This window comes from Thauera sp. WB-2 (assembly GCF_027594845.1).
GTDB lineage: Bacteria > Pseudomonadota > Gammaproteobacteria > Burkholderiales > Rhodocyclaceae > Thauera > Thauera mechernichensis.
Genome location: NZ_CP088935.1, coordinates 850,878 through 869,329 on the forward strand (window position 1 = coordinate 850,878; position 18,452 = coordinate 869,329).

The 18,452-nt window shown below is 66.8% G+C and carries 16 protein-coding genes; 10 read left to right on the top strand and 6 right to left on the bottom strand.

From position 1 onward, the window contains the following. The first annotated feature begins 25 nt into the window (after positions 1-25). Entirely contained in the window at positions 26-844 is an 819-nt protein-coding gene (gene mutM / locus LQF09_RS03845) for a bifunctional DNA-formamidopyrimidine glycosylase/DNA-(apurinic or apyrimidinic site) lyase (protein ID WP_002931048.1), read from the top strand. A 119-nt stretch (positions 845-963) separates the two neighbouring features. After that, positions 964-2,934: a dynamin family protein gene (locus LQF09_RS03850; RefSeq protein ID WP_270069847.1), complete on the top strand. Its 1,971-nt coding sequence runs from the start codon at positions 964-966 to the stop codon at positions 2,932-2,934. Positions 2,935-3,014: 80 nt separating this feature from the next. Here LQF09_RS03850 and LQF09_RS03855 read toward each other — a convergent pair whose 3' ends face one another. Genes LQF09_RS03855 through LQF09_RS03875 form a run of 5 tightly spaced genes read right to left on the bottom strand, consistent with a single transcriptional unit; the run spans position 3,015 to position 7,085 of the window. Next, positions 3,015-3,266 (bottom strand): YfhL family 4Fe-4S dicluster ferredoxin, encoded by a 252-nt coding sequence (locus LQF09_RS03855; protein WP_002938455.1) that lies wholly within the window; start codon positions 3,264-3,266, stop codon positions 3,015-3,017. Between the two features lie 19 nt (positions 3,267-3,285). Then, complete coding sequence (coaD, locus tag LQF09_RS03860; protein WP_002931041.1) at positions 3,286-3,774, bottom strand: pantetheine-phosphate adenylyltransferase; 489 nt, start codon at positions 3,772-3,774, stop codon at positions 3,286-3,288. Beyond that, a complete protein-coding gene (gene rsmD / locus LQF09_RS03865) occupies positions 3,771-4,310 on the bottom strand; it encodes a 16S rRNA (guanine(966)-N(2))-methyltransferase RsmD (protein ID WP_002931040.1) in 540 nt (179 codons plus the stop codon). The genes coaD and rsmD overlap by 4 nt, the downstream gene beginning before the upstream one ends. Beyond that, positions 4,307-5,680, bottom strand: a complete 1,374-nt coding sequence (locus tag LQF09_RS03870) for a M16 family metallopeptidase (RefSeq protein ID WP_270069242.1) — start codon at positions 5,678-5,680, stop codon at positions 4,307-4,309. Before LQF09_RS03870 ends, rsmD begins: the two co-directional genes overlap by 4 nt. A 28-nt stretch (positions 5,681-5,708) precedes the next feature. Then, positions 5,709-7,085 carry a M16 family metallopeptidase gene (locus tag LQF09_RS03875; protein ID WP_002930446.1) on the bottom strand — a complete coding sequence of 459 codons (1,377 nt, stop codon included), beginning with the start codon at positions 7,083-7,085 and terminating at the stop codon, positions 5,709-5,711. A 164-nt stretch (positions 7,086-7,249) separates the two neighbouring features. Here LQF09_RS03875 and ftsY point away from each other — a divergent pair, with 164 nt between their 5' ends. The 7 genes from ftsY (at position 7,250) to LQF09_RS03910 (ending at position 16,401) form a co-directional block, all read left to right on the top strand. Then, on the top strand, positions 7,250-8,434 hold the full coding sequence (ftsY, locus tag LQF09_RS03880; RefSeq protein WP_270069243.1) for a signal recognition particle-docking protein FtsY: 1,185 nt from the start codon (positions 7,250-7,252) through the stop codon (positions 8,432-8,434). After that, positions 8,431-9,123: a cell division ATP-binding protein FtsE gene (locus LQF09_RS03885; RefSeq protein WP_002930448.1), complete on the top strand. Its 693-nt coding sequence runs from the start codon at positions 8,431-8,433 to the stop codon at positions 9,121-9,123. Before ftsY ends, LQF09_RS03885 begins: the two co-directional genes overlap by 4 nt. Beyond that, complete coding sequence (gene ftsX / locus LQF09_RS03890) at positions 9,120-10,016, top strand: permease-like cell division protein FtsX (protein WP_002938475.1); 897 nt, start codon at positions 9,120-9,122, stop codon at positions 10,014-10,016. Before LQF09_RS03885 ends, ftsX begins: the two co-directional genes overlap by 4 nt. A 185-nt stretch (positions 10,017-10,201) precedes the next feature. Then, a complete protein-coding gene (gene ahpC / locus LQF09_RS03895) occupies positions 10,202-10,765 on the top strand; it encodes an alkyl hydroperoxide reductase subunit C (RefSeq protein ID WP_002930451.1) in 564 nt (187 codons plus the stop codon). A gap of 130 nt (positions 10,766-10,895) precedes the next feature. Further along, on the top strand, positions 10,896-12,455 hold the full coding sequence (gene ahpF / locus LQF09_RS03900; RefSeq protein ID WP_270069244.1) for an alkyl hydroperoxide reductase subunit F: 1,560 nt from the start codon (positions 10,896-10,898) through the stop codon (positions 12,453-12,455). A gap of 242 nt (positions 12,456-12,697) precedes the next feature. After that, positions 12,698-14,593, top strand: a complete 1,896-nt coding sequence (locus LQF09_RS03905) for an ABC transporter ATP-binding protein (RefSeq protein WP_002930455.1) — start codon at positions 12,698-12,700, stop codon at positions 14,591-14,593. Between the two features lie 38 nt (positions 14,594-14,631). Continuing rightward, positions 14,632-16,401: a diguanylate cyclase domain-containing protein gene (locus LQF09_RS03910; protein ID WP_270069245.1), complete on the top strand. Its 1,770-nt coding sequence runs from the start codon at positions 14,632-14,634 to the stop codon at positions 16,399-16,401. Here the strand turns inward: LQF09_RS03910 and LQF09_RS03915 are convergent. Beyond that, positions 16,377-17,213 carry an IclR family transcriptional regulator gene (locus LQF09_RS03915; RefSeq protein ID WP_270069246.1) on the bottom strand — a complete coding sequence of 279 codons (837 nt, stop codon included), beginning with the start codon at positions 17,211-17,213 and terminating at the stop codon, positions 16,377-16,379. The two genes, LQF09_RS03910 and LQF09_RS03915, sit on opposite strands and share 25 nt — an antisense overlap. 159 nt (positions 17,214-17,372) lie before the next feature. Here LQF09_RS03915 and LQF09_RS03920 point away from each other — a divergent pair, with 159 nt between their 5' ends. After that, positions 17,373-18,335 carry an MBL fold metallo-hydrolase gene (locus LQF09_RS03920; protein WP_002930461.1) on the top strand — a complete coding sequence of 321 codons (963 nt, stop codon included), beginning with the start codon at positions 17,373-17,375 and terminating at the stop codon, positions 18,333-18,335. Positions 18,336-18,452 lie beyond the last annotated feature (117 nt).

The following is an 18,452-nucleotide window of genomic DNA, read 5'->3' on the forward strand; positions in this document are numbered from 1 at the left end:
GTTTCGCCTCGCCCAGCCCATCTTCATGCCCGAACTGCCAGAAGTCGAGACTACCCGCCGCGGTATCCAGCCGCATGTCGAAGGGCGTTGCCTGAACGCTGTCGTGGTACGCAATGCGCGCCTGCGTGAACCCGTACCCGACAACCTGGCCGCGCAGGTGGGGGGGCGCACGCTGCAGGCGGTGACGCGGCGCGCCAAGTACCTCCTGTTCGATTTCGGTACGGGTACGGTGATCGTGCATCTTGGCATGTCCGGCAGCCTGCGCGTGGTGCAGGCGAATGAGCCCGCAGGTGTCCATGATCATGTCGATTTCGTGTTCGGTGCGCAGGCCTTGCGTCTGCGCGACCCGCGCCGCTTCGGCATGGTGCTCTGGCAGCCCGGTGCCGCGTCCGGGCACCGGCTGCTTGCCGGTCTGGGGCCCGAGCCGCTCGAAGCCGGCTTCGACGGTGCCTGGCTGTACCGCGTCACGCGTGGGCTGCGTGCTCCGATCAAGCATGTGCTGATGGACAGCCACAAGGTTGTCGGTGTCGGCAACATCTATGCTTCCGAGAGCCTGTTCAGGGCGCGCATCCATCCGCTCCAGGTGGCCGGGCGGCTCGGCGAGCAGCGTTGCGAACGCCTCGTCAGTACCGTGCGCGAGACGCTGGAGGCGGCGATCGCCGCGGGTGGCAGTACCTTGCGCGATTTTGTCGGTGGCGATGGCCAGCCGGGTTACTTTCAGCAGCAGTACTTCGTCTATGGCCGTGACGACGAGGCATGCCGGGTGTGCGGCACGCCGGTGCGGCGGATCGTCAGCGCCCAGCGTGCCACCTACTTCTGCCCGCGCTGCCAGCGTCGCAACTAGGTCGCTCGTCGGCCGCGGCACGCCTCCTGTCCGCAGCAGGCGCTTTTCACGTTGTAAACGGCGGTGCTCGCCGCTATCCTTCAGGAATATCCATGGCAACCCACTCGACGAGGGTGCAGATGACCGATCTGACCGAACAGTTCTCCGCCTACGCCCGCTGGCGCGCCAATGCAGGCGATGCGGTGACCCGCCTGCGCAGCTGGCTGACGCGCAACGAGGTGGGTGACGCGCAGTCCGACCTGCGCCTGCAGTACCTGCTCGAGCGCCTGCGTGACGACAAGCTCACGGTGGCTTTCGTTGCCGAGTTCTCGCGCGGCAAGTCCGAGCTCATCAACGCCATCTTCTTTGCCGACCATGGCGATCGCATCCTGCCCTCGAGCGCCGGGCGTACCACGATGTGCCCGACCGAGCTGCAGTGGTCCAAGGGGGCGAAGGCAGAGCTCAGGCTGCTGCCGATAGGCACGCGCGTGCGCCAGACGCCGGTCAGCGAGCTCAAGCGTTATCCCGAGGAGTGGCATGTGTTGCCGCTCGATGCGGTCGATGCGCCCAGCCTGCAGCGTGCGCTCGCACGCGTGGGCGACACCCAGCGCGTCAGCCAGCCCGAAGCCGACGCGCTCGGCTTCGCGGTCGATGTCAAGGGCGAGGAGGGCATCAAGCCCGGCGCCGACGGCTTGGTCGAGATTCCGGTTTGGCGCCATGCGGTGATCCAGTTCCCGCACCCGCTGCTCGAGCAGGGCCTGGTCGTGCTCGATACGCCCGGCCTCAACGCCATCGGCGCCGAGCCCGAGCTGACCCTGTCGATGTTGCCCAATGCGCACGCCGTGCTCTTCATTCTGGCGGCCGACACCGGGGTGACGCAGAGCGACCTTGCCGTATGGCGCAGCTACGTGCAGGGTGGTGCGGAGCGCCAGCGCGGTCGCATGGTGGTGCTGAACAAGATCGATGGCCTGTGGGACGGCCTGCGCGACGAGGCGCGGATCGAAGCCGAGATCGCGCGCCAGGTCGATTCGGTGGCCGATACGCTGGGCATCGAGCCCGCCGCGGTCTTCCCGGTGTCGGCGCAGAAGGGGCTGGTGGCCCGCATCCAGGGCGATGCGGCGCTGCTCGAGCGTAGCCGCGTGCCCGTGCTCGAGCGCGCCTTGAGCGAGGACCTGCTGCCCACCAAGCAGGAGATCGTGCGCGAGGACATGTTCGCCGAGACGCACGAGGTCATCGCTGCCACGCGCGGCCTGCTGGAGGCCCGCCTGGGCAGCCTGCGCGAGCAGTTGCAGGAACTCACCGACCTGCGCGGCAAGAACCAGAGCGTCATCGAATACATGATGCGCAAGATCCGCAGTGAAAAGGAGGAGTTCGAGCAGGGCCTGCAGAAGTACTACGCAGTGCGCTCGGTGTTCTCCAACCTGACCAACAACCTTCTTGCCCACATGGGGTTGGATGCATTGCGCGACGAGACCCGACGCACGCGCGAGGCCATGCTCGAGTCCTCCTTCTCGCGCGGCCTGCGCGAGGCGATGGAGGGCTTCTTCAAACACTTGCGCGCCAATCTGGAGCGGTCGACGGCAGAGATCGGCGAGATCACGCGCATGCTCGACGCCATGTACAAGCGCTTCAGCGTCGAGCACGGGCTCAAGCTGACGCCGCCGGAGAGCTTCTCGACGTTACGCTACGAGAAGGAGATCGACCGCCTCGAGGCGGCCTTCAATCGCCAGATCAATACCGCGCTGGTGTTGGTCACGACGGAGAAGCACGCGCTCACGCAGAAGTTCTTCGAGACCGTGGCTGTGCAGGCGCGCCGCACGTTCGAAATCGCCAACCGCGACGTCGAGCAGTGGTTGCGTGCAGTCATGTCGCCACTGGAAACCCAGGTGCGCGAGTACCAGATCCAGCTCAAGCGCCGCCTTGAGAGCGTGAAGCGCATCCACGAGGCGACCGACACGCTGGAGAGCCGTGTCGATGAGCTCAAGCAGGGCGAGCAGGCCGTGCTGGCGCTCATCGCCGACCTCGATGCGCACGAGAACGCGATCGCAGACGCGCTTGGCCTGGCACGGGTGGAGTCTGTCGACACGGAGGCGGGGCGCGCCGTCGCCTGAGCGCATGCGGCCGCAAAGACGAATGGGCGAGCCGCGGCTCGCCCATTCGAGTTTTCAGCGTCTGCCCGCTGAGAAGGGGCTCAGGCCTTGCCGGTCAGCTTGAGGAACTTCTCCATGAGCTGATCCTTGGTTTCCTTGTGGTCGGGATCGAGCGGAATACAGTCGACCGGGCACACCTGCTGGCACTGCGGCTCGTCGAAGTGGCCGACGCATTCGGTGCACTTGCCGGGGTCGATCTCGTAGATCTCGTCACCCTGGGAGATGGCGCCGTTCGGGCACTCCGGTTCGCACACGTCGCAGTTGATGCATTCGTCGGTAATGATCAGAGCCATGTTCTTTGCTTCCTTGCTTTCACTTTGAGTTCAGTTTTTCCTGCAGCCGTGCCAGCACCTGAGGCTGCACGAACTTGCTCACGTCGCCGCCGAGGCGGGCGATCTCACGCACCATGGTGGCCGAGATGAACATGTACTCTTCTGCCGGGGTCAGGAATACTGTTTCGACGTCCGGATAGAGCTTGCGGTTCATCCCCGCCATCTGGAATTCGTATTCGAAGTCGGACACCGCACGCAGGCCGCGCAGGATTACGCGCGCATTCTGCTGCAGCAGGAAGTCCATGAGCAGGCAGTCGAAGCCGACCACCGTTACATTGGGAAAGGCGGCGACGGCCGAGCGTGCGATCTCGACCCTCTCCTCGAGCGAGAAGATCGGGTTCTTGCTGTTGCTCTTGGCCACTGCGACCACGACACGGTCGAACAGCACCGAGGCCCGGCGCACGAGGTCCTCATGGCCTCGGGTGAACGGGTCGAAGGTGCCTGGATAGACCGCAATCGCTTCCTTCATTCATCGCTCCCACGCATCAGATGGAAATGAACCTGGCCGGCATGTCCTTGCCTGACGACGTGCCACTTGCCCAGGCTCGTGACCGGCGCCTCGGCTTCCACGTAAAGCCAGCCACCGGGCTGGACGATGCGGTCGAGCCAGGGGGCTACACGCTCGATCCAACCCTGCTTGTACGGGGGGTCGAGGAACACGCCGTCGAACCTTCGCGGTGTGGTTTGCGCGAATCTTACCGCATCGCCGCGCACGATCTCTACTTGCGATGCTTGTAGGGTCTTTGCCGATTTGTGCAGTGCGTCCAGAGCGCGTGCATCACGCTCGACCAGCACCACGCCCGCGGCACCGCGCGAGGCCGCCTCGAAACCGAGGATGCCGGTGCCGGCGAACAAGTCCAGGCAGTGCTGGCCGTCCAGATCCTGGCCCAGCCAGTTGAACACGGTTTCGCGCACACGATCGGGCGTGGGGCGCAGTCCCTGTACCTGGGCGACGTCGAGCAGGCGGGAGCGCCATTGCCCGCCGACGATGCGTACCCGGCTCAATTGGCGCCGTCCGTTATCGCGGCGCTCGGCGTGGCAGCGGCATCCGGCGCGCGATCACCGTCGCCGCCAGCGATCACGGTGATGAGCTGATCCGGGCGGATGCGGCGTTGCCAAGCGTCGCGCACTGCCGCCACGGTGACCTTCTCGACGTGTGCTGGATAGGTGTCGAGCCAGTCCAGGGCGAGGCCGTAGAAGCCGATCATGGCGACATGGTCGAGCAGCTTGGCGTTGGAGTCGAGGCGCAGTCCGAAACCGTTGATCAGGTTGTCCTTGGCGGCCTGCAACTCGTCGGCAGTCGGTCCTTCGGCTATGAAGGTGTCGAGTGTCTGGCGCACGACCGAGAGTGCGTCGTCGGCCTGGCTGCCGCGCGTCTGCAGCCCGATCTGGAAGGGGCCGGCGACCTGTTGCGGCGACAGGAAGCTATAGATGCTGTAGGCGAAGCCGCGCTGCTCGCGCACTTCGCGGGTCAGGCGCGACACGAAGCCGCCGCCGCCCAGAACGTGGTTGCCCACCAGCAGCGCGAAGTAGTCCGCATCCTCGCGTGCCATGCCGGGCTGGCCGACGAGGATGTGGGCCTGGGCTGAAGGGTGGGGGATGCGGAAAGTCTGGGCGCGGGTGGGGGTGGGGGGCGGCGGCGGGCTGGCGGCTGTGGTCTGCGGCAGGGCTTCGGTGAGGCGGACGGCGATGCGCTCGGCCGTGGCGCGGTCGATATCGCCGACGATCGCCACTGCGGCGCGGTTGGCGCCGTAGTATCGGCGATGGAAGTCCGCCAGGTCTTCACGGCTGATCGCCGCCAGCGATTCCGGGCTGCTGTTGTTGCCGTAGGGGTGGCCCGCGTAGAGCGCGGCATTGAACTGGCGGGCAGCAAGGCTGCCCGGCTTGGTCAGCGCCTCGCGCAGGCCGGCGATCGCGCGTGCGCGCTCGCGCTCCAGAATCTCGGCAGGGAAGGTCGGTCGCGCCAGCACGGTGGCAATGAGTTCGACGGCCGCGTCGAGCTCGACTGGCGACGACAGGCTGCGCAGCGCCAGACTGGCGCGGTCGTTGTCGGCGCCGCCGCGAACCTGGGCGCCGAGGTCGGCCTTGCGGTCGGCGATGGTCTGTTCGTCCAGGTTGCCGGCGCCCGCATCGAGCAGGGCCTGGGTCATGCTGGCCAGGCCGGCCTTGTCGGCAGGGTCGAGCGCGGTGCCGGCGGCAAAGCTCACCTGGATATCGACCAGGGGCAGGGCGCGGCTTTCGACGAAATGCACGCGCGCGCCGGTCGGTGCGACCCAGTGCTGGATCTGCGGGCCGGCGAGCGCAGGTGAGGCCAGGCCGAGGAAGCTGGCGAGGGCGAGAGCGGGGATGATCAGGGGGCGGATCGATGCGCGCATGGTTGCAGCGGTTTCCTGTGCTGAGGCGTCAGTGGCGGGCGGGGGCGAAGGGCGAGCGCGGGCGTTGTTCGCCGAGCGGCTGCGGGTCGAGACGGGCGATGCTGAGGCTGGCGTCGTCGAAATAGCGCCGCGCCACCGCTTGCACCTCGTCCGCAGTGACTGCGCGCAGGCCTTCGAGCAGCCTGTCCTCGTCGCGCCAGGACAGGCCTGCCGACTCCAGGTAGCCGATCTCCATCGCCTGGCCCATCAGCGAGTCGCGCTTGTAGACGCGGCTGGCGATGGCCTGGGTCTTGACGCGGGCGAGCTCTTCCGCGCTGATGCCGTGGTCGCGGACGCGCTGCAGTTCGGCGCGCAGCGCGGCCTGGAGTTCATCTACCGTGCGCCCCGGGGCGGGTACGCCGTCGAGGTAGAACAGCGACGGGCCGCGGCCGCTGCCGTCGTAGCCCGCGCCGACCGACACCGCGAGCTGTTCGTCGCGCACCAGGCGGCGGGTGAGGCGGGCGCCGTCATAGCCGTCGAGCACTGCGGCGAGCACCTGCAGCGCGTAAGGTTCGCGCTCGTTTGCCGGGTCGCGCAGGGTGGGCACCTGCCAGGCCATGGCAAGGTAGGGCAGTTCGGCCGGTGCCCGCACCTCCGAGCTGCGCGGACCGCGCTGGGCAGGCTCGGGCGAGATGCGGCGCTCGGGCAGGGCGCGTGCCGGGATCGCGCCGTAGTGCTGCTCGGCGTCGCGGAAGACCTGTTGGTGGTCGACGTCGCCCACGACCACCAGCCAGGCATTGTTGGGCGCATACCAGCGCCGGTACCACTCGCGGGCGTCCTCGGGTTGCATGGCCTCGAGGTCGGGCATCCAGCCGATCACCGGGCGGCGGTAGGGATGAGCCTGGAAGGCGGTGGCCATCAGCTGCTCGTAGACCAGCGCGCGCGGTTGGTCGTCGGTGCGCAGGCGGCGTTCCTCCTTCACGACCTCGAGCTCACGCGCGAACTCGTCGTCGGTGAGCACCAGGTTCTGCATGCGGTCGGCCTCGAGTGCCATCATCGCCGGCAGATGGGCGGGCGGCACCTGCTGAAAGTAGGCGGTGTAGTCCTTGCCGGTGAATGCATTGTCACGCCCGCCGACGGCGGCGACGCGCTTGTTGAACTCGCCCGGGCCGACCTCTCGCGTGCCCTTGAACATCATGTGTTCGAGTACGTGGGCCACGCCCGACACGCCGTCCGGCTCGTCCATCGCGCCAGCGTTGTACCAGACCATGTGCACCACGGAGGGCGCGCGGCGGTCTTCCTTTACGATCAGCTTCATGCCGTTTGCAAGCGTGGTCTCGAACGGGTTGGCGAGGGCGGGCGATGCGGCCAGGGTGGCTGCCGCAATGCCCAGCAGCACTGAACGAAGGCGGGGTGAGCGAAACATGGAGTTGTCCTGCATCTGTTAGAATTCGCGGCATTTCGCAGTACGGGCGCAGGCAGGGCCGGCGCGTGCCGCGGAGCCGCATCTTAGCGTGATCGGAGGCGGGCGCCCACGCAACGGGTGCCGTGCGTGCCGACGCAAAACGACCTCTCTGACCCGAGCGTTTCATGTTTGGTTTCCTGAAGAAGAAGTCCCCAAAGCCCGAGGACGTGGCGCCCGCAGTAGCGGAACCGACGGCCGAGGTTGGCGTTCCCGCGCCTGCGGCGATCGACCCGGCCGCAGCGGCCGCTGCAGTGCCGGCGGTCGAGGTCGCGCAGCCAGCGGCTGAAGCCGTCGCCGAAGTGGTGCCTGCGAAGGGGGAGCCTGCAGCCGTGGCCGAGACGGTGGTGGCGCCGGCGCCGCGCCTGTCCTGGGGTGAGCGCCTCAAGGCAGGGCTGGCGCGCACGCGTCAGCAGATCGGCGGTGGCCTGGCCAACCTCTTCGGCCTGCGCAAGATCGACGAGGATCTGCTCGAGGAACTCGAATCCACCTTGTTGATGGCCGATTGCGGTGTAGATGCCACCCAGTACCTCATCGACGACCTGCGCATGCGCTGGAAGCGCGACCGCCTGGAAACCGCCGACCAGCTGCAGAAGGCGCTCGCCGACGGCCTGCACGGCATCATTGCGCCGCTCGAGCAGGCGCTTGAGCTTGGCAGCCACCAGCCCTTCATCATCATGATCGCGGGCGTCAATGGCTCGGGCAAGACGACCTCGATCGGCAAGCTGGCAAAGTATTTCCAGGCCCAGGGCAAGAGTGTGCTGCTGGCGGCCGGCGATACCTTCCGCGCCGCTGCGCGCGAGCAGCTGATGACCTGGGGTGAGCGCAACAACGTCACCGTGGTCGCCCAGGAGGGCGGCGATGCCGCAGCGGTCATCTTCGATGCCATCAACGCCGCGCGTGCGCGCAAGATCGACGTCGTGCTCGCCGACACCGCCGGGCGCCTCCCCACCCAGCTCCACCTGATGGAAGAAATCGCCAAGGTGCGCCGGGTGATCGCCAAGGCCGACCCGAGCGGCCCGCATGAGGTGCTGCTGGTGCTCGACGCCAACATCGGCCAGAACGCGCTCGCCCAGGTCAAGGCCTTCGACAAGGCGATCGGCGTCACCGGCCTGGTGGTGACCAAGCTCGATGGCACCGCCAAGGGCGGTGTGCTGGCGGCGATCGCGCGCCAATGCCCCAAGCCGCTGCGCTTCATCGGTGTCGGCGAGGGTATCGACGACCTGCAGCCCTTCAGGGCGCGCGAGTTCGTGGATGCCTTGTTCGAACCTGGTGCAGGTGCGGTAAAGGCGGGAGCGGAAGCGCGCAGATGATCGTCTTCGAGGGCGTGGCCAAGCGCTATGCGGGCGGCTATACGGCGTTGGCCGGGATCAGTTTCGAGGTCCGCCACGGCGAACTCGTCGTGCTGTCCGGTCACTCGGGTGCGGGCAAGAGCACGCTGCTCAAGCTCATCCCGGTGATCGAGCGTCCGAGCGCCGGGCGTGTGCTCATCAATGGGCAGGATGTTTCCCATCTGCCGCGCACCGCCATTCCCTACCTGCGGCGCAACCTCGGCCTGGTGCTGCAGGAGAGCCGCCTGTTGTTCGACCGCAGCGTGTTCGACAACGTAATGCTGCCTCTCGTCATCACTGGCCATCCGCCGGGTGATGCCGCTCGCCGGGTCGGGGCGGCGCTCGAGCGTGTCGGTCTGGACGGGCGTGGCAAGGAAATGCCCGCAGGTCTCTCCGGTGGCGAGCAGCAGCGGGTAGCGATCGCACGTGCCATCGTCAACAGGCCCTCCATCCTGATTGCCGACGAACCTACGGCGCATCTTGATCCCGCCTATGCGGCGGACATTGCCGAGCTGTTCCGCTCCTTCAATCAGGCCGGGGTGACCGTGCTCATCTCCACGCATGATGCCAGTCTGTTCTCGGCGAGCCGGCCGCGCCGGCTCGTGCTCGCGAAGGGGCAACTCGTGGAGGACTCGCGTCCCACCGGGCGCCCGGCCATGGAGGCAGCATGATCCATTGGCTTTACCTGCACCTGCGCGCCATCGCCCATGCGTTGCGCCGCCTTGCCGCCCAGCCGTTGAGCACCCTGCTGTCCGCGCTGGTGGTCGGCATCGCGCTGTCGCTGCCGGGCGGCGGCTACCTGCTGCTGGACAATGTGTCCTCGCTGGCGCGCGGCGTCTCGGGCGCTCCCGAGATCAGTCTCTTTCTCGACATGGACGCCGGGCCCGAGGATCGCGCCGCCATCGAGCAGCGCCTGAAGGCAACGCCCGACCTCGGCAGCTATCGTTTCGTGGCGCGCGACGAGGCTCTGCGCCAGCTCGAAGCGAGCGGCCTGGGTGACGTCCTCGGCGGGCTCAGCGCCAACCCGCTGCCCGATGCCTTCGTGCTGTCATTGCGTGAGGAGGATCCGGAGCTGTTCGAGCGCATGGCCGAGCAGATGGCGGCGTGGCCCAAGGTGGCCCATGTCCAGCTCGATTCGGCCTGGGTCAAGCGCCTGCATGCGCTGCTTGGGCTCGGACGCTCTGCCGTGCTCATGCTGGCGGGCTTGCTCGGCTTTGCGCTGGTGATCGTCACCTTCAACACCATCCGCCTGCAGATTCTGACGCAACGCCAGGAGATCGCCGTCAGCCGCCTGCTGGGCGCCACCGACCCCTTCATCCGGCGGCCGTTCTACTGGTTTGGTGGCCTCCAGGGCGCGCTCGGCGGCTTGGTTGCCCTGGGTACGGTGTCGCTGGGCGTGCGGGCGCTCTCTGCCCCGGTCACCGCGCTGGCCGAGACCTACGGCGCGGTGTTCGTGCTCAGTGGGCCGGACTGGCGTGCTGCACTGGCCATCGTTGCCTTCGCCGCGCTGCTCGGTTGGCTGGGGGCTGCCATCTCGGTGCGCAGGCACCTTGCCGGGGCTTGAAATCCGCGCGTATGCCCTGACGTATGATGCTGAAATCGATGGGGCGCCCTGGCGCCTGCTTTCTCTGATAGGTTGTTTCAATCGAGAGTATCTCGATAATCAATTAGATCAATGCATGGCGCCGATCTAGACTGTCATCCGTCGAGTTTCACCCAACGTCCTGCAACCCCTCCTGGAGCAACTACATGTCGCTGATCAACACCCAAGTCCAGCCGTTCAAAGCCCAAGCCTTCAAGAATGGCAAGTTCATCGAAGTGACCGAAGCCGACCTGAAGGGCAAGTGGTCCGTGCTGATCTTCATGCCGGCTGCCTTCACTTTCAACTGCCCGACCGAGATCGAGGACGCTGCCGAGCACTACGCCGAGTTCCAGAAGGCTGGTGCCGAGGTGTACATCGTCACCACCGACACCCACTTCTCGCACAAGGTCTGGCACGAAACCTCGCCGGCGGTCGGCAAGGCCCAGTTCCCCCTGGTTGGCGACCCCACTCACCAGCTGACCCGCGCTTTCGGCGTGCATATCGAGGAAGCTGGTCTGGCTCTGCGCGGCACCTTCGTGATCGACCCGGAAGGCGTCATCAAGACGATGGAAGTGCACGACAACGCCATCGCCCGTGACGTGACCGAAACCGTGCGCAAGCTCAAGGCCGCCCAGTACGTCGCGTCGCACCCGAACGAAGTCTGCCCGGCCAAGTGGAAGGAAGGCGAAGCCACGCTGGCGCCGTCGATCGACCTGGTCGGCAAGATCTAAGCAGGCCGCAGCATCTGCCCGGGCCCATGGGGTCCGGGCCGTGAATCCAGCAGCCGGCCCCGTGCCGGCTGTGTCGTATCAGGACCGCTCAAAACCGCAGCGGCCGGAATCATCCAAAGGAACAACCGTCATGCTTGACGCCAACATCAAGACTCAACTGAAAGCCTACCTGGAGCGGGTGACGCAGCCGATCGAGATCGTGGCGTCGCTGGACGATGGTCCCAAGTCCAAGGAAATGCTCGAACTGCTGCACGACGTGGTCGAGCAGTCCAAGCTCATCACCCTGGTAGAGCGCCGCGATGACGACGAGCGCAAGCCCTCGTTCTCGGTCGGGCCGCGTGGTGGAGAGGCGCGTGTGCGCTTCGCCGGCCTGCCCATGGGCCACGAATTCACCTCGCTGATCCTTGCCCTGCTGCAGGCCGGTGGCTACCCGCCCAAGGTCGAGGCCGAGGTGATCGAGCAGATCAGGACCCTCGACGTCGAGCTCAATTTCGAGACCTACATCTCGCTGTCCTGCCATAACTGCCCGGATGTGGTGCAGGCCCTGAACCTGATGGCAGTGCTCAACCCGAAGATCCGCCACACCATGATCGACGGCGCACTGTTCCAGAAGGAAGTGGAGGAGCGCCAGATCATGGCGGTGCCCACCGTCTATCTGAATGGCGAGGAGTTCGACCAGGGCCGCCTCGAACTGGGCCAGATCCTGGCCAAGGTCGACACCGGCGCTGCGGCGCGCGACGCCAGGAAACTGGCCGAGAAGGCTGCATTCGACGTGCTGGTGGTGGGCGGTGGCCCAGCGGGTGCGGCGGCGGCGATCTACGCTGCACGCAAGGGTATTCGCACCGGCGTGGTCGCCGAACGCTTCGGTGGCCAGGTGATGGATACGATGGCGATCGAGAACTTCATCTCGGTGAAGTACACCGAAGGTCCCAAGCTGGTCGCGGCCCTCGAGGAGCACGTCAAGGAATATGAAGTCGACGTCATGAACCTGCAGCGCGTCGCCGCCGTGGTGCCGGGCGAGAACCTGCACGAAGTAAAGATGGAGAACGGCGCCAGCCTCAGGGCCAAGACCGTGATCGTCGCCACCGGTGCGCGCTGGCGCGAGATGAACGTGCCCGGCGAGAAGGCGTTCCGCGGCAAGGGCGTGGCCTACTGCCCGCACTGCGACGGCCCGCTGTTCAAGGGCAAGCGCGTCGCGGTGATCGGTGGTGGCAACTCGGGTGTCGAGGCCGCGATCGACCTCGCCGGCGTGGTCGCTCATGTGACCCTGCTCGAGTTCGCCGATGACCTGCGTGCCGACGCCGTGCTGCAGAAGAAGCTCTACAGCCTGCCCAACGTCAGCGTCATCAAGAGCGCGCAGACCACCGAGGTTACCGGCACCGACAAGGTCAACGGCCTGGTGTACAAGGACCGTAACACCGAGCAGGTGCACCGCGTCGAGCTCGAGGGCATCTTCGTGCAGATCGGTCTGCTGCCCAATACCGACTTCCTCAAGGGCACGGTCGAGCTGTCGCGCTTCGGCGAGGTCATCGTCGATGCCAAGGGTCAGACCTCGGTGCCGGGCATCTTCGCTGCCGGCGACTGCACCACGGTGCCGTACAAGCAGATCATCATCGCCATGGGCGAAGGCTCCAAGGCTTCGCTGTCGGCCTTCGATCACCTGATTCGCAGCAGCGCACCGGCGATGTAAGCTCACACGGGGGCGCTGCCCCCCGTGCTGCTGCCCCCCATGTAGGAGCGGCGCCAGCCGCGAGGTGTTGTTGTGCAGCGCCCTGGCGCCGTCGCCTTCAACCCCTCGCGGCTGGCGCCGCTCCTACAGCAGTCCTCGCGCGGCCTCGCGCGGCCCAGCCCCGTACGGGGCTTTTTGCCATTGTGCGGGCAACCACGGCACACTCTGGCTGTCACATGCCGAGATCATCGAGGAGCCCATCAGTGCCTTTCAGCTGGTTCGAACGTCGTATCGACCCCTATCCCGAAGCCGCGCCCGGCCCTGCGCCGCGCGGCTTCTTCGCCTTCCTGTGGGCGGGTACAGAGGGCATGCGGCCCTTCATCCTCGGCATGATGCTGCTCACCGCGAGCATCGGCGCCTTCGAGGCCTTGCTGTTCGCCATGCTCGGCAAGGTGGTCGACTGGCTCGCTGCGGTCGAACCCGCGCGCTTGTGGGCCGACGAGGGTGGCACCCTGCTGCTGCTTGCGGCCATTATCGTCGGCAGCATCGCGCTGGTGGCGGTGCAGACCATGCTCAAGCACCAGAGCCTGGCGGGCAATTTCCCGATGCGGCTGCGCTGGAACTTCCACCGTCTGATGCTCGGCCAGAGCATGAGCTTCTACCAGGATGAATTCGCCGGCCGGGTCTCGGCCAAGGTCATGCAGACCGCGCTCGCGGTGCGCGATACCTGCCTGATCATGACCGACATCCTGGTCTTCGTGACCATCTACTTCGTCACTCTCACCCTGGTGGTGGCGAGCTTCGACGTCTGGTTCCTCGCCCCCTTCCTGGGTTGGCTGGCGCTCTATGCACTGGTGCTGCGCTGGTTCGTGCCGCGCCTGTCGAAGGTGTCGCGCGTCCAGGCCGACGCCCGTGCACTGATGACCGGGCGCATCACCGACGCCTACACCAACATCGCCACCGTCAAGCTGTTCTCCCACGCTGGCCGTGAGGCAGGCTACGCACGGGGCGCGATGCAGGAGTTCCTGCACACGGTGCATGCGCAGATGCGCCTGGTGAGCGGCATCGAGATCGTCGTGCACAGCTTGTCGATGGGCCTCATCCTCTCCACCAGCGGGGTGGCGCTGTGGCTGTGGAGCCAGGGCCAGGTCGGCGTTGGCGCGGTGGCGGCGGCGACCGCGATGGCGCTGCGCCTCAATGGCATGTCGCACTGGGTGATGTGGGAGATGGCCTCGCTGTTCGAGAACGTCGGCACCGTGCAGGACGGCATCAACACCTTGTCGCGCCCGCATGCGGTTGTGGATCGCGCGGATGCCAGGCCGCTGGTGGTGAGCCGTGGCGAAGTCCGCTTCGAGCACCTCGGCTTCGCCTATGGTGCGACGGGCGCGCAGGCGCGGCGGGTGATCGACGATTTCACGCTCACCATCCGCGCGGGCGAGAAGATCGGCGTGGTCGGGCGCTCGGGCGCGGGCAAGTCGACCCTGGTGAACCTGCTGTTGCGCTTCTACGACCTCGAGCAGGGCCGCATCCTGATCGACGGCCAGGACATCGCCAGCGTCACCCAGAACAGCCTGCGCGCGCAGATCGGTATGGTCACCCAGGACACCTCGCTGCTGCACCGTTCGGTGCGAGACAACATCCTCTACGGCCGCCCCGATGCCTCCGATGCGGACATGATTGCGGCAGCCAAGCGTGCCGAAGCGCACGACTTCATTCTCGGCCTCACCGACCCCAAGGGGCGGCGCGGCTACGACGCCCATGTGGGCGAGCGCGGCGTCAAGCTCTCCGGCGGCCAGCGCCAGCGCATCGCGATCGCGCGCGTGATGCTGAAGGACGCGCCCATCCTGCTGCTCGATGAGGCCACCAGTGCGCTCGACTCCGAGGTCGAGGCCGCGATCCAGGAGAGCCTCTACCGTCTCATGGAAGGCAAGACCGTGGTGGCGATCGCGCACCGGCTGTCTACGATCGCCGCCATGGACCGCCTGGTGGTGATGGACCGTGGGCGGATCGTGGAGGAGGGCGATCACCGCAGCCTGCTTGCCCAGGGGGGGCTGTATGCGCGCCTCTGGGCGCATCAGAGCGGCGGTTTTCTGGGCAGCGAGGACGAGGAGGCAGTGGCCGCGCCCGGGCGGACGACGGTCTCCACTGTGGATGCATGAGCTTCCCAGCCATCTTTCCGACGGTCTAGACTAGGCGTATGAGTCCGCCCCGCGAGCCCATCCCCGAAGGCCGTCGCGCGCTGCGCGAGGGGGGCTTTGCCTCGGCTGTCGCCTTGGGGTATCTCGTGTGCGCCTTGTTGTTCGGCGTCCTGCTGGCGCTCGAGTGGCGGTCGATCGATCGCAGCGTGCTCGCCCTGGCGCGCGAGCGTGGCGCGACGCTGTTCGCGCTGGTCGAGACCACGCGCGAATGGAATGCGCGCCACGGAGGCGTGTATGTCCTTGTCTCGGACGAGGGCCAGCCCAATCCTTACCTCGAGCATCCTGCGCGCGATATCGACAGCGCGGACGGGCGCCGTCTCACCATGGTCAATCCGGCCTACATGACGCGACAGATCGCCGAACTCGCCGAGGCCAAGCAGGGCGTGCGCGTGCGTATCACGAGCCTGTCCCCCATCCGCCCGGGCAATGCGCCCGACCCCTGGGAGCGCGAGGCGCTACGGCGCTTCGAGCGTGGCGAGGCGGAAGTGCTGGAGCTCGTCGCTGCGGGCGACACCCAGACCCATCGCTACATGGCGCCGCTGTTGGTGGTGCCGGCCTGCCTGCAGTGCCATGGCAATCAGGGCTACGAGGTCGGTGACGTCCGCGGCGGCATCTCGGTCACCATGCCTGCGCAGGCGCTGATTGCCATGCGTGACACCCAGCGCCTGCGCACCGGGGCCATGCACCTGCTCGCCTTCCTGATCTCCGCCGGGCTGATCCATGGCCTGTTGCTGGTCAACCGCCGCCACCTGCGCGTGGTGCGCGCGATCAATGCCGACCAGGAGCGCCTCATCGCGCTGCGCACAGGCGAGCTTGCCGACGCCAATCGCAAGCTGGCGGACGAGGTCGATCTGCATCGGCACAGCGCGCGCCAGCTTGCAGAGAGCGAGGCGCGCTACCGCGCGGTGTTCGACGGCGCAGCCGAGGGCATCATCGTGACCGACGCCGAGTCCCGCATCACCCAGGTCAATCCCGCCTTCTGCCGCATTACCGGCTATGCCGCTGCGGAGGTGCTTGGCCGCACGCCTGCTCTGCTTGCGTCCGGGCGTCATGATGCCGACTACTTTGCCCAGATGTATGACAGCCTCGCCCGCGAGGGCAACTGGCAGGGCGAGATGTGGAACCGGCGCAAGAGCGGCGACCTTTACGTGCAGTGGATTTCGATCGTCCGCGTCGGTGCCGCCGACGACATTCAGGGCTACATCGCCACCCTCAGCGACATTACCAGCCGCAAGGCGCTCGAGGACAAGATCCGCTACCGGGCAGACCATGATCCGCTGACCGGCCTGCCGAACCGGGCGCTGTTCGACGACCGCCTCGCTTCCGCGCTGGCGGGGGCGCACCGGCGAGGTTCGGCCTTCGCGCTGCTGTTCGTGGACCTCGACCGCTTCAAGGCTGTAAACGACCGCCTGGGGCATCTCGCCGGTGACGCCCTGCTGGTCGAAGCGGGCGAGCGCCTGAACGCCTGTGTGCGCGAATCGGACACCGTTGCCCGCCTCGGCGGTGACGAATTCGCTGTCATCCTCAACGAGATCGGCGGTATGGACGACGTCGAGGAGATTGCCCTGCGCATCGGCGAGGCGATCGCAACGCCCTTCGTGCTGGAGAAGGGCGAGGGGTGCGTGTCGGCCTCGATCGGCATCGTGCTGGCGCCCGAGCACGGAGGCGACGCGCAGAGCCTGCTCAGGCGGGCCGACCTCGCCCTCTATGCGGTCAAGCACGGCGGCCGCGGCCACCACCGCTTCTACACGCCCGCGCTGGGCGACTGAGCCGCGGCGCCCAGGCGGGCCGCGACGACCTGTGCGCAGGTGCGCACACGTTGTGCGGTCGCGCCATCCCAGGCGGTGTCGAAGCTGCCTGCGGGGCCCATCGCCGTGATCGCGAGCGTGAGCTGCCCGACGTCGTTGAAGACCGGCGCGGAGAACGCATTGATGCCGGGGATGGGGTTGCCGAGCGCGCGCGCCAGGCGGTGCCGGCGCACTTCCTGTAGGAGCTGCTCTGCCGCCTCGGGCGAGGTGGCCGTCAGGTCGGTCGCCGAGGCGGGCTCAGCCGCAGTCTCGCCGGCGAGGATCGGCGCGACGATGCGCTCGGGCAGGAAAGCCGCGAACACCCGTCCGGTGGCCGACAGCAGCAAGGGCGTCATCACCGTGCCGGGGCGCATGTTGACGTGGATCTGCTTGCTGCATTCCTCGATGTGAACGATGGTCGGACCCAGGTTTCCCCATACCGCGATGGCGACGTTGAGCTCGATGTCGTCGGCCAGGCGAGCGACCTCGGGAATCGCGGCCTTGAGCGGGTCAAGTCCGTGAAGGGCAGTCAGCCCGACCTGCAGGGCAAAGGGCCCCAGGCCGTAACGCCCGGTCAGCGGGTTCTGTTCGATGAGGCCGAGCTTGCCGAAGCTCACCAGGTAGGGGTGGGCCTTGGCGGGCGGCATGCCCGCCTCGCGCGCGAGCTCCTTCAGGATCATCGGCTTGCCGCTGCGCACCAGGGCCTGCAGCAGGGCGCCGCCGACCTCGATGGACTGGATGCCGCGCCGTTCGCTGCGTTCGGTGTCGGCTACCGCCGGCGTGTTGTCCTGCATGACTCCCTCCTGAATCGCGGCGAATGTTAGCAGCTTCCGTGCGCGTGCCACGGTCGGTCTCATCATGGCCTTCGGATTTGTTAATAGCAAATCGATTGACTATAGGCAAATCGCGGTCTAGGATTCGACGCACCCAGTCAATGCAGGAGACACACGATCATGAACAGCAAGAAGTTTGCATCGCAGGCCGACGTCGAAGAGAAGAAGATCAGCTGGGAGAAGCTGTCCGATAACGCCTACGCCTACACTGCTGAGGGCGACCCCAACACCGGCGTCATCATCGGCGACGACGCCGTCATGATCATCGACGCGACGGCGACGCCGGTAGCAGCGCAGGGCGTCATCGCCAAGGTTCGCGAGATCACCGACCTGCCGATCAAGTATGTCGTGCTGACCCACTATCACGCTGTCCGCGTGCTCGGCGCTTCGGGCTACAAGCGCGAAGGCTTGCAGGAGGTCATCGCCAGCCGCGACACCTACGATCTGATCGTTGAGCGCGGCCAGCAGGACATGGATTCGGAGATCGGCCGCTTCCCGCGCCTGTTCCAGGCTGTCGAGAGCGTGCCCGGCCTGACCTGGCCGACGATGAGCTTCGAGGGCGAGATGACGCTCTGGCTGGGCAAGCTCGAGGTGAAGATCAAGCAGATCGGCCGAGGCCATACCAAGGGCGACACCATCGTGTACCTGCCTGCTCAGCAGATCTGCTTCTCGGGTGATCTGGTCGAGGCGGACGCGGCCTGTTACACCGGCGACGCCTATCTCGCCGAGTGGCCGCAGACGCTCGACAGGCTTGCCGCGATGAACTTCGCCAAGCTCGTCCCGGGGCGCGGCCCCGCCCTGATGACGCCTGCTGCCGTGCAGGCAGGGCTGGCCTACACGCGCGATTTCGTCTCCACGCTGTACCTCAGCGCACAGGAGGCGGTGGCGCAGGGCATGGACCTGAAGGCGGCGATGGCGCACACGCGCAAGAACATGGACCCGAAGTTCGGCCACGTCTTCATCTACGAGCACTGCCTGCCGTTCGATGTGACGCGTGCCCATGACGAGGCGAGCGGCATCGCCGACCCGCGCATCTGGACGGCCGAGCGCGACCAGCAGATGTGGCATGCGCTGCAGGCCTGAGGTGCCGCACTGAAGGACGCAGATTGCGCCAGGCCCCGCAGCAGAGGGATCGGGTGCCCGCCGTGGGCGCCCGTATCCGGTCGAACTCACGCCCAGACGTGAGGCCGGAGCGAACCA

What these genes read in the sequence shown, in the direction of transcription:
- ftsX (WP_002938475.1), top strand. Translation starts at nt 9,120, where the DNA reads ATGATCCATTGGCTTTACCTGCACCTGCGCGCCATCGCCCATGCGTTG.
- LQF09_RS03850 (WP_270069847.1), top strand. Translation starts at nt 964, where the DNA reads ATGACCGATCTGACCGAACAGTTCTCCGCCTACGCCCGCTGGCGCGCC.
- coaD (WP_002931041.1), bottom strand. Translation starts at nt 3,774, where the DNA reads ATGAAGGAAGCGATTGCGGTCTATCCAGGCACCTTCGACCCGTTCACC.
- mutM (WP_002931048.1), top strand. Translation starts at nt 26, where the DNA reads ATGCCCGAACTGCCAGAAGTCGAGACTACCCGCCGCGGTATCCAGCCG.
- LQF09_RS03885 (WP_002930448.1), top strand. Translation starts at nt 8,431, where the DNA reads ATGATCGTCTTCGAGGGCGTGGCCAAGCGCTATGCGGGCGGCTATACG.
- LQF09_RS03915 (WP_270069246.1), bottom strand. Translation starts at nt 17,213, where the DNA reads ATGCAGGACAACACGCCGGCGGTAGCCGACACCGAACGCAGCGAACGG.
- LQF09_RS03870 (WP_270069242.1), bottom strand. Translation starts at nt 5,680, where the DNA reads ATGCGCGCATCGATCCGCCCCCTGATCATCCCCGCTCTCGCCCTCGCC.
- LQF09_RS03910 (WP_270069245.1), top strand. Translation starts at nt 14,632, where the DNA reads ATGAGTCCGCCCCGCGAGCCCATCCCCGAAGGCCGTCGCGCGCTGCGC.
- LQF09_RS03875 (WP_002930446.1), bottom strand. Translation starts at nt 7,085, where the DNA reads ATGTTTCGCTCACCCCGCCTTCGTTCAGTGCTGCTGGGCATTGCGGCA.
- LQF09_RS03855 (WP_002938455.1), bottom strand. Translation starts at nt 3,266, where the DNA reads ATGGCTCTGATCATTACCGACGAATGCATCAACTGCGACGTGTGCGAA.
- ftsY (WP_270069243.1), top strand. Translation starts at nt 7,250, where the DNA reads ATGTTTGGTTTCCTGAAGAAGAAGTCCCCAAAGCCCGAGGACGTGGCG.
- ahpC (WP_002930451.1), top strand. Translation starts at nt 10,202, where the DNA reads ATGTCGCTGATCAACACCCAAGTCCAGCCGTTCAAAGCCCAAGCCTTC.
- LQF09_RS03920 (WP_002930461.1), top strand. Translation starts at nt 17,373, where the DNA reads ATGAACAGCAAGAAGTTTGCATCGCAGGCCGACGTCGAAGAGAAGAAG.
- ahpF (WP_270069244.1), top strand. Translation starts at nt 10,896, where the DNA reads ATGCTTGACGCCAACATCAAGACTCAACTGAAAGCCTACCTGGAGCGG.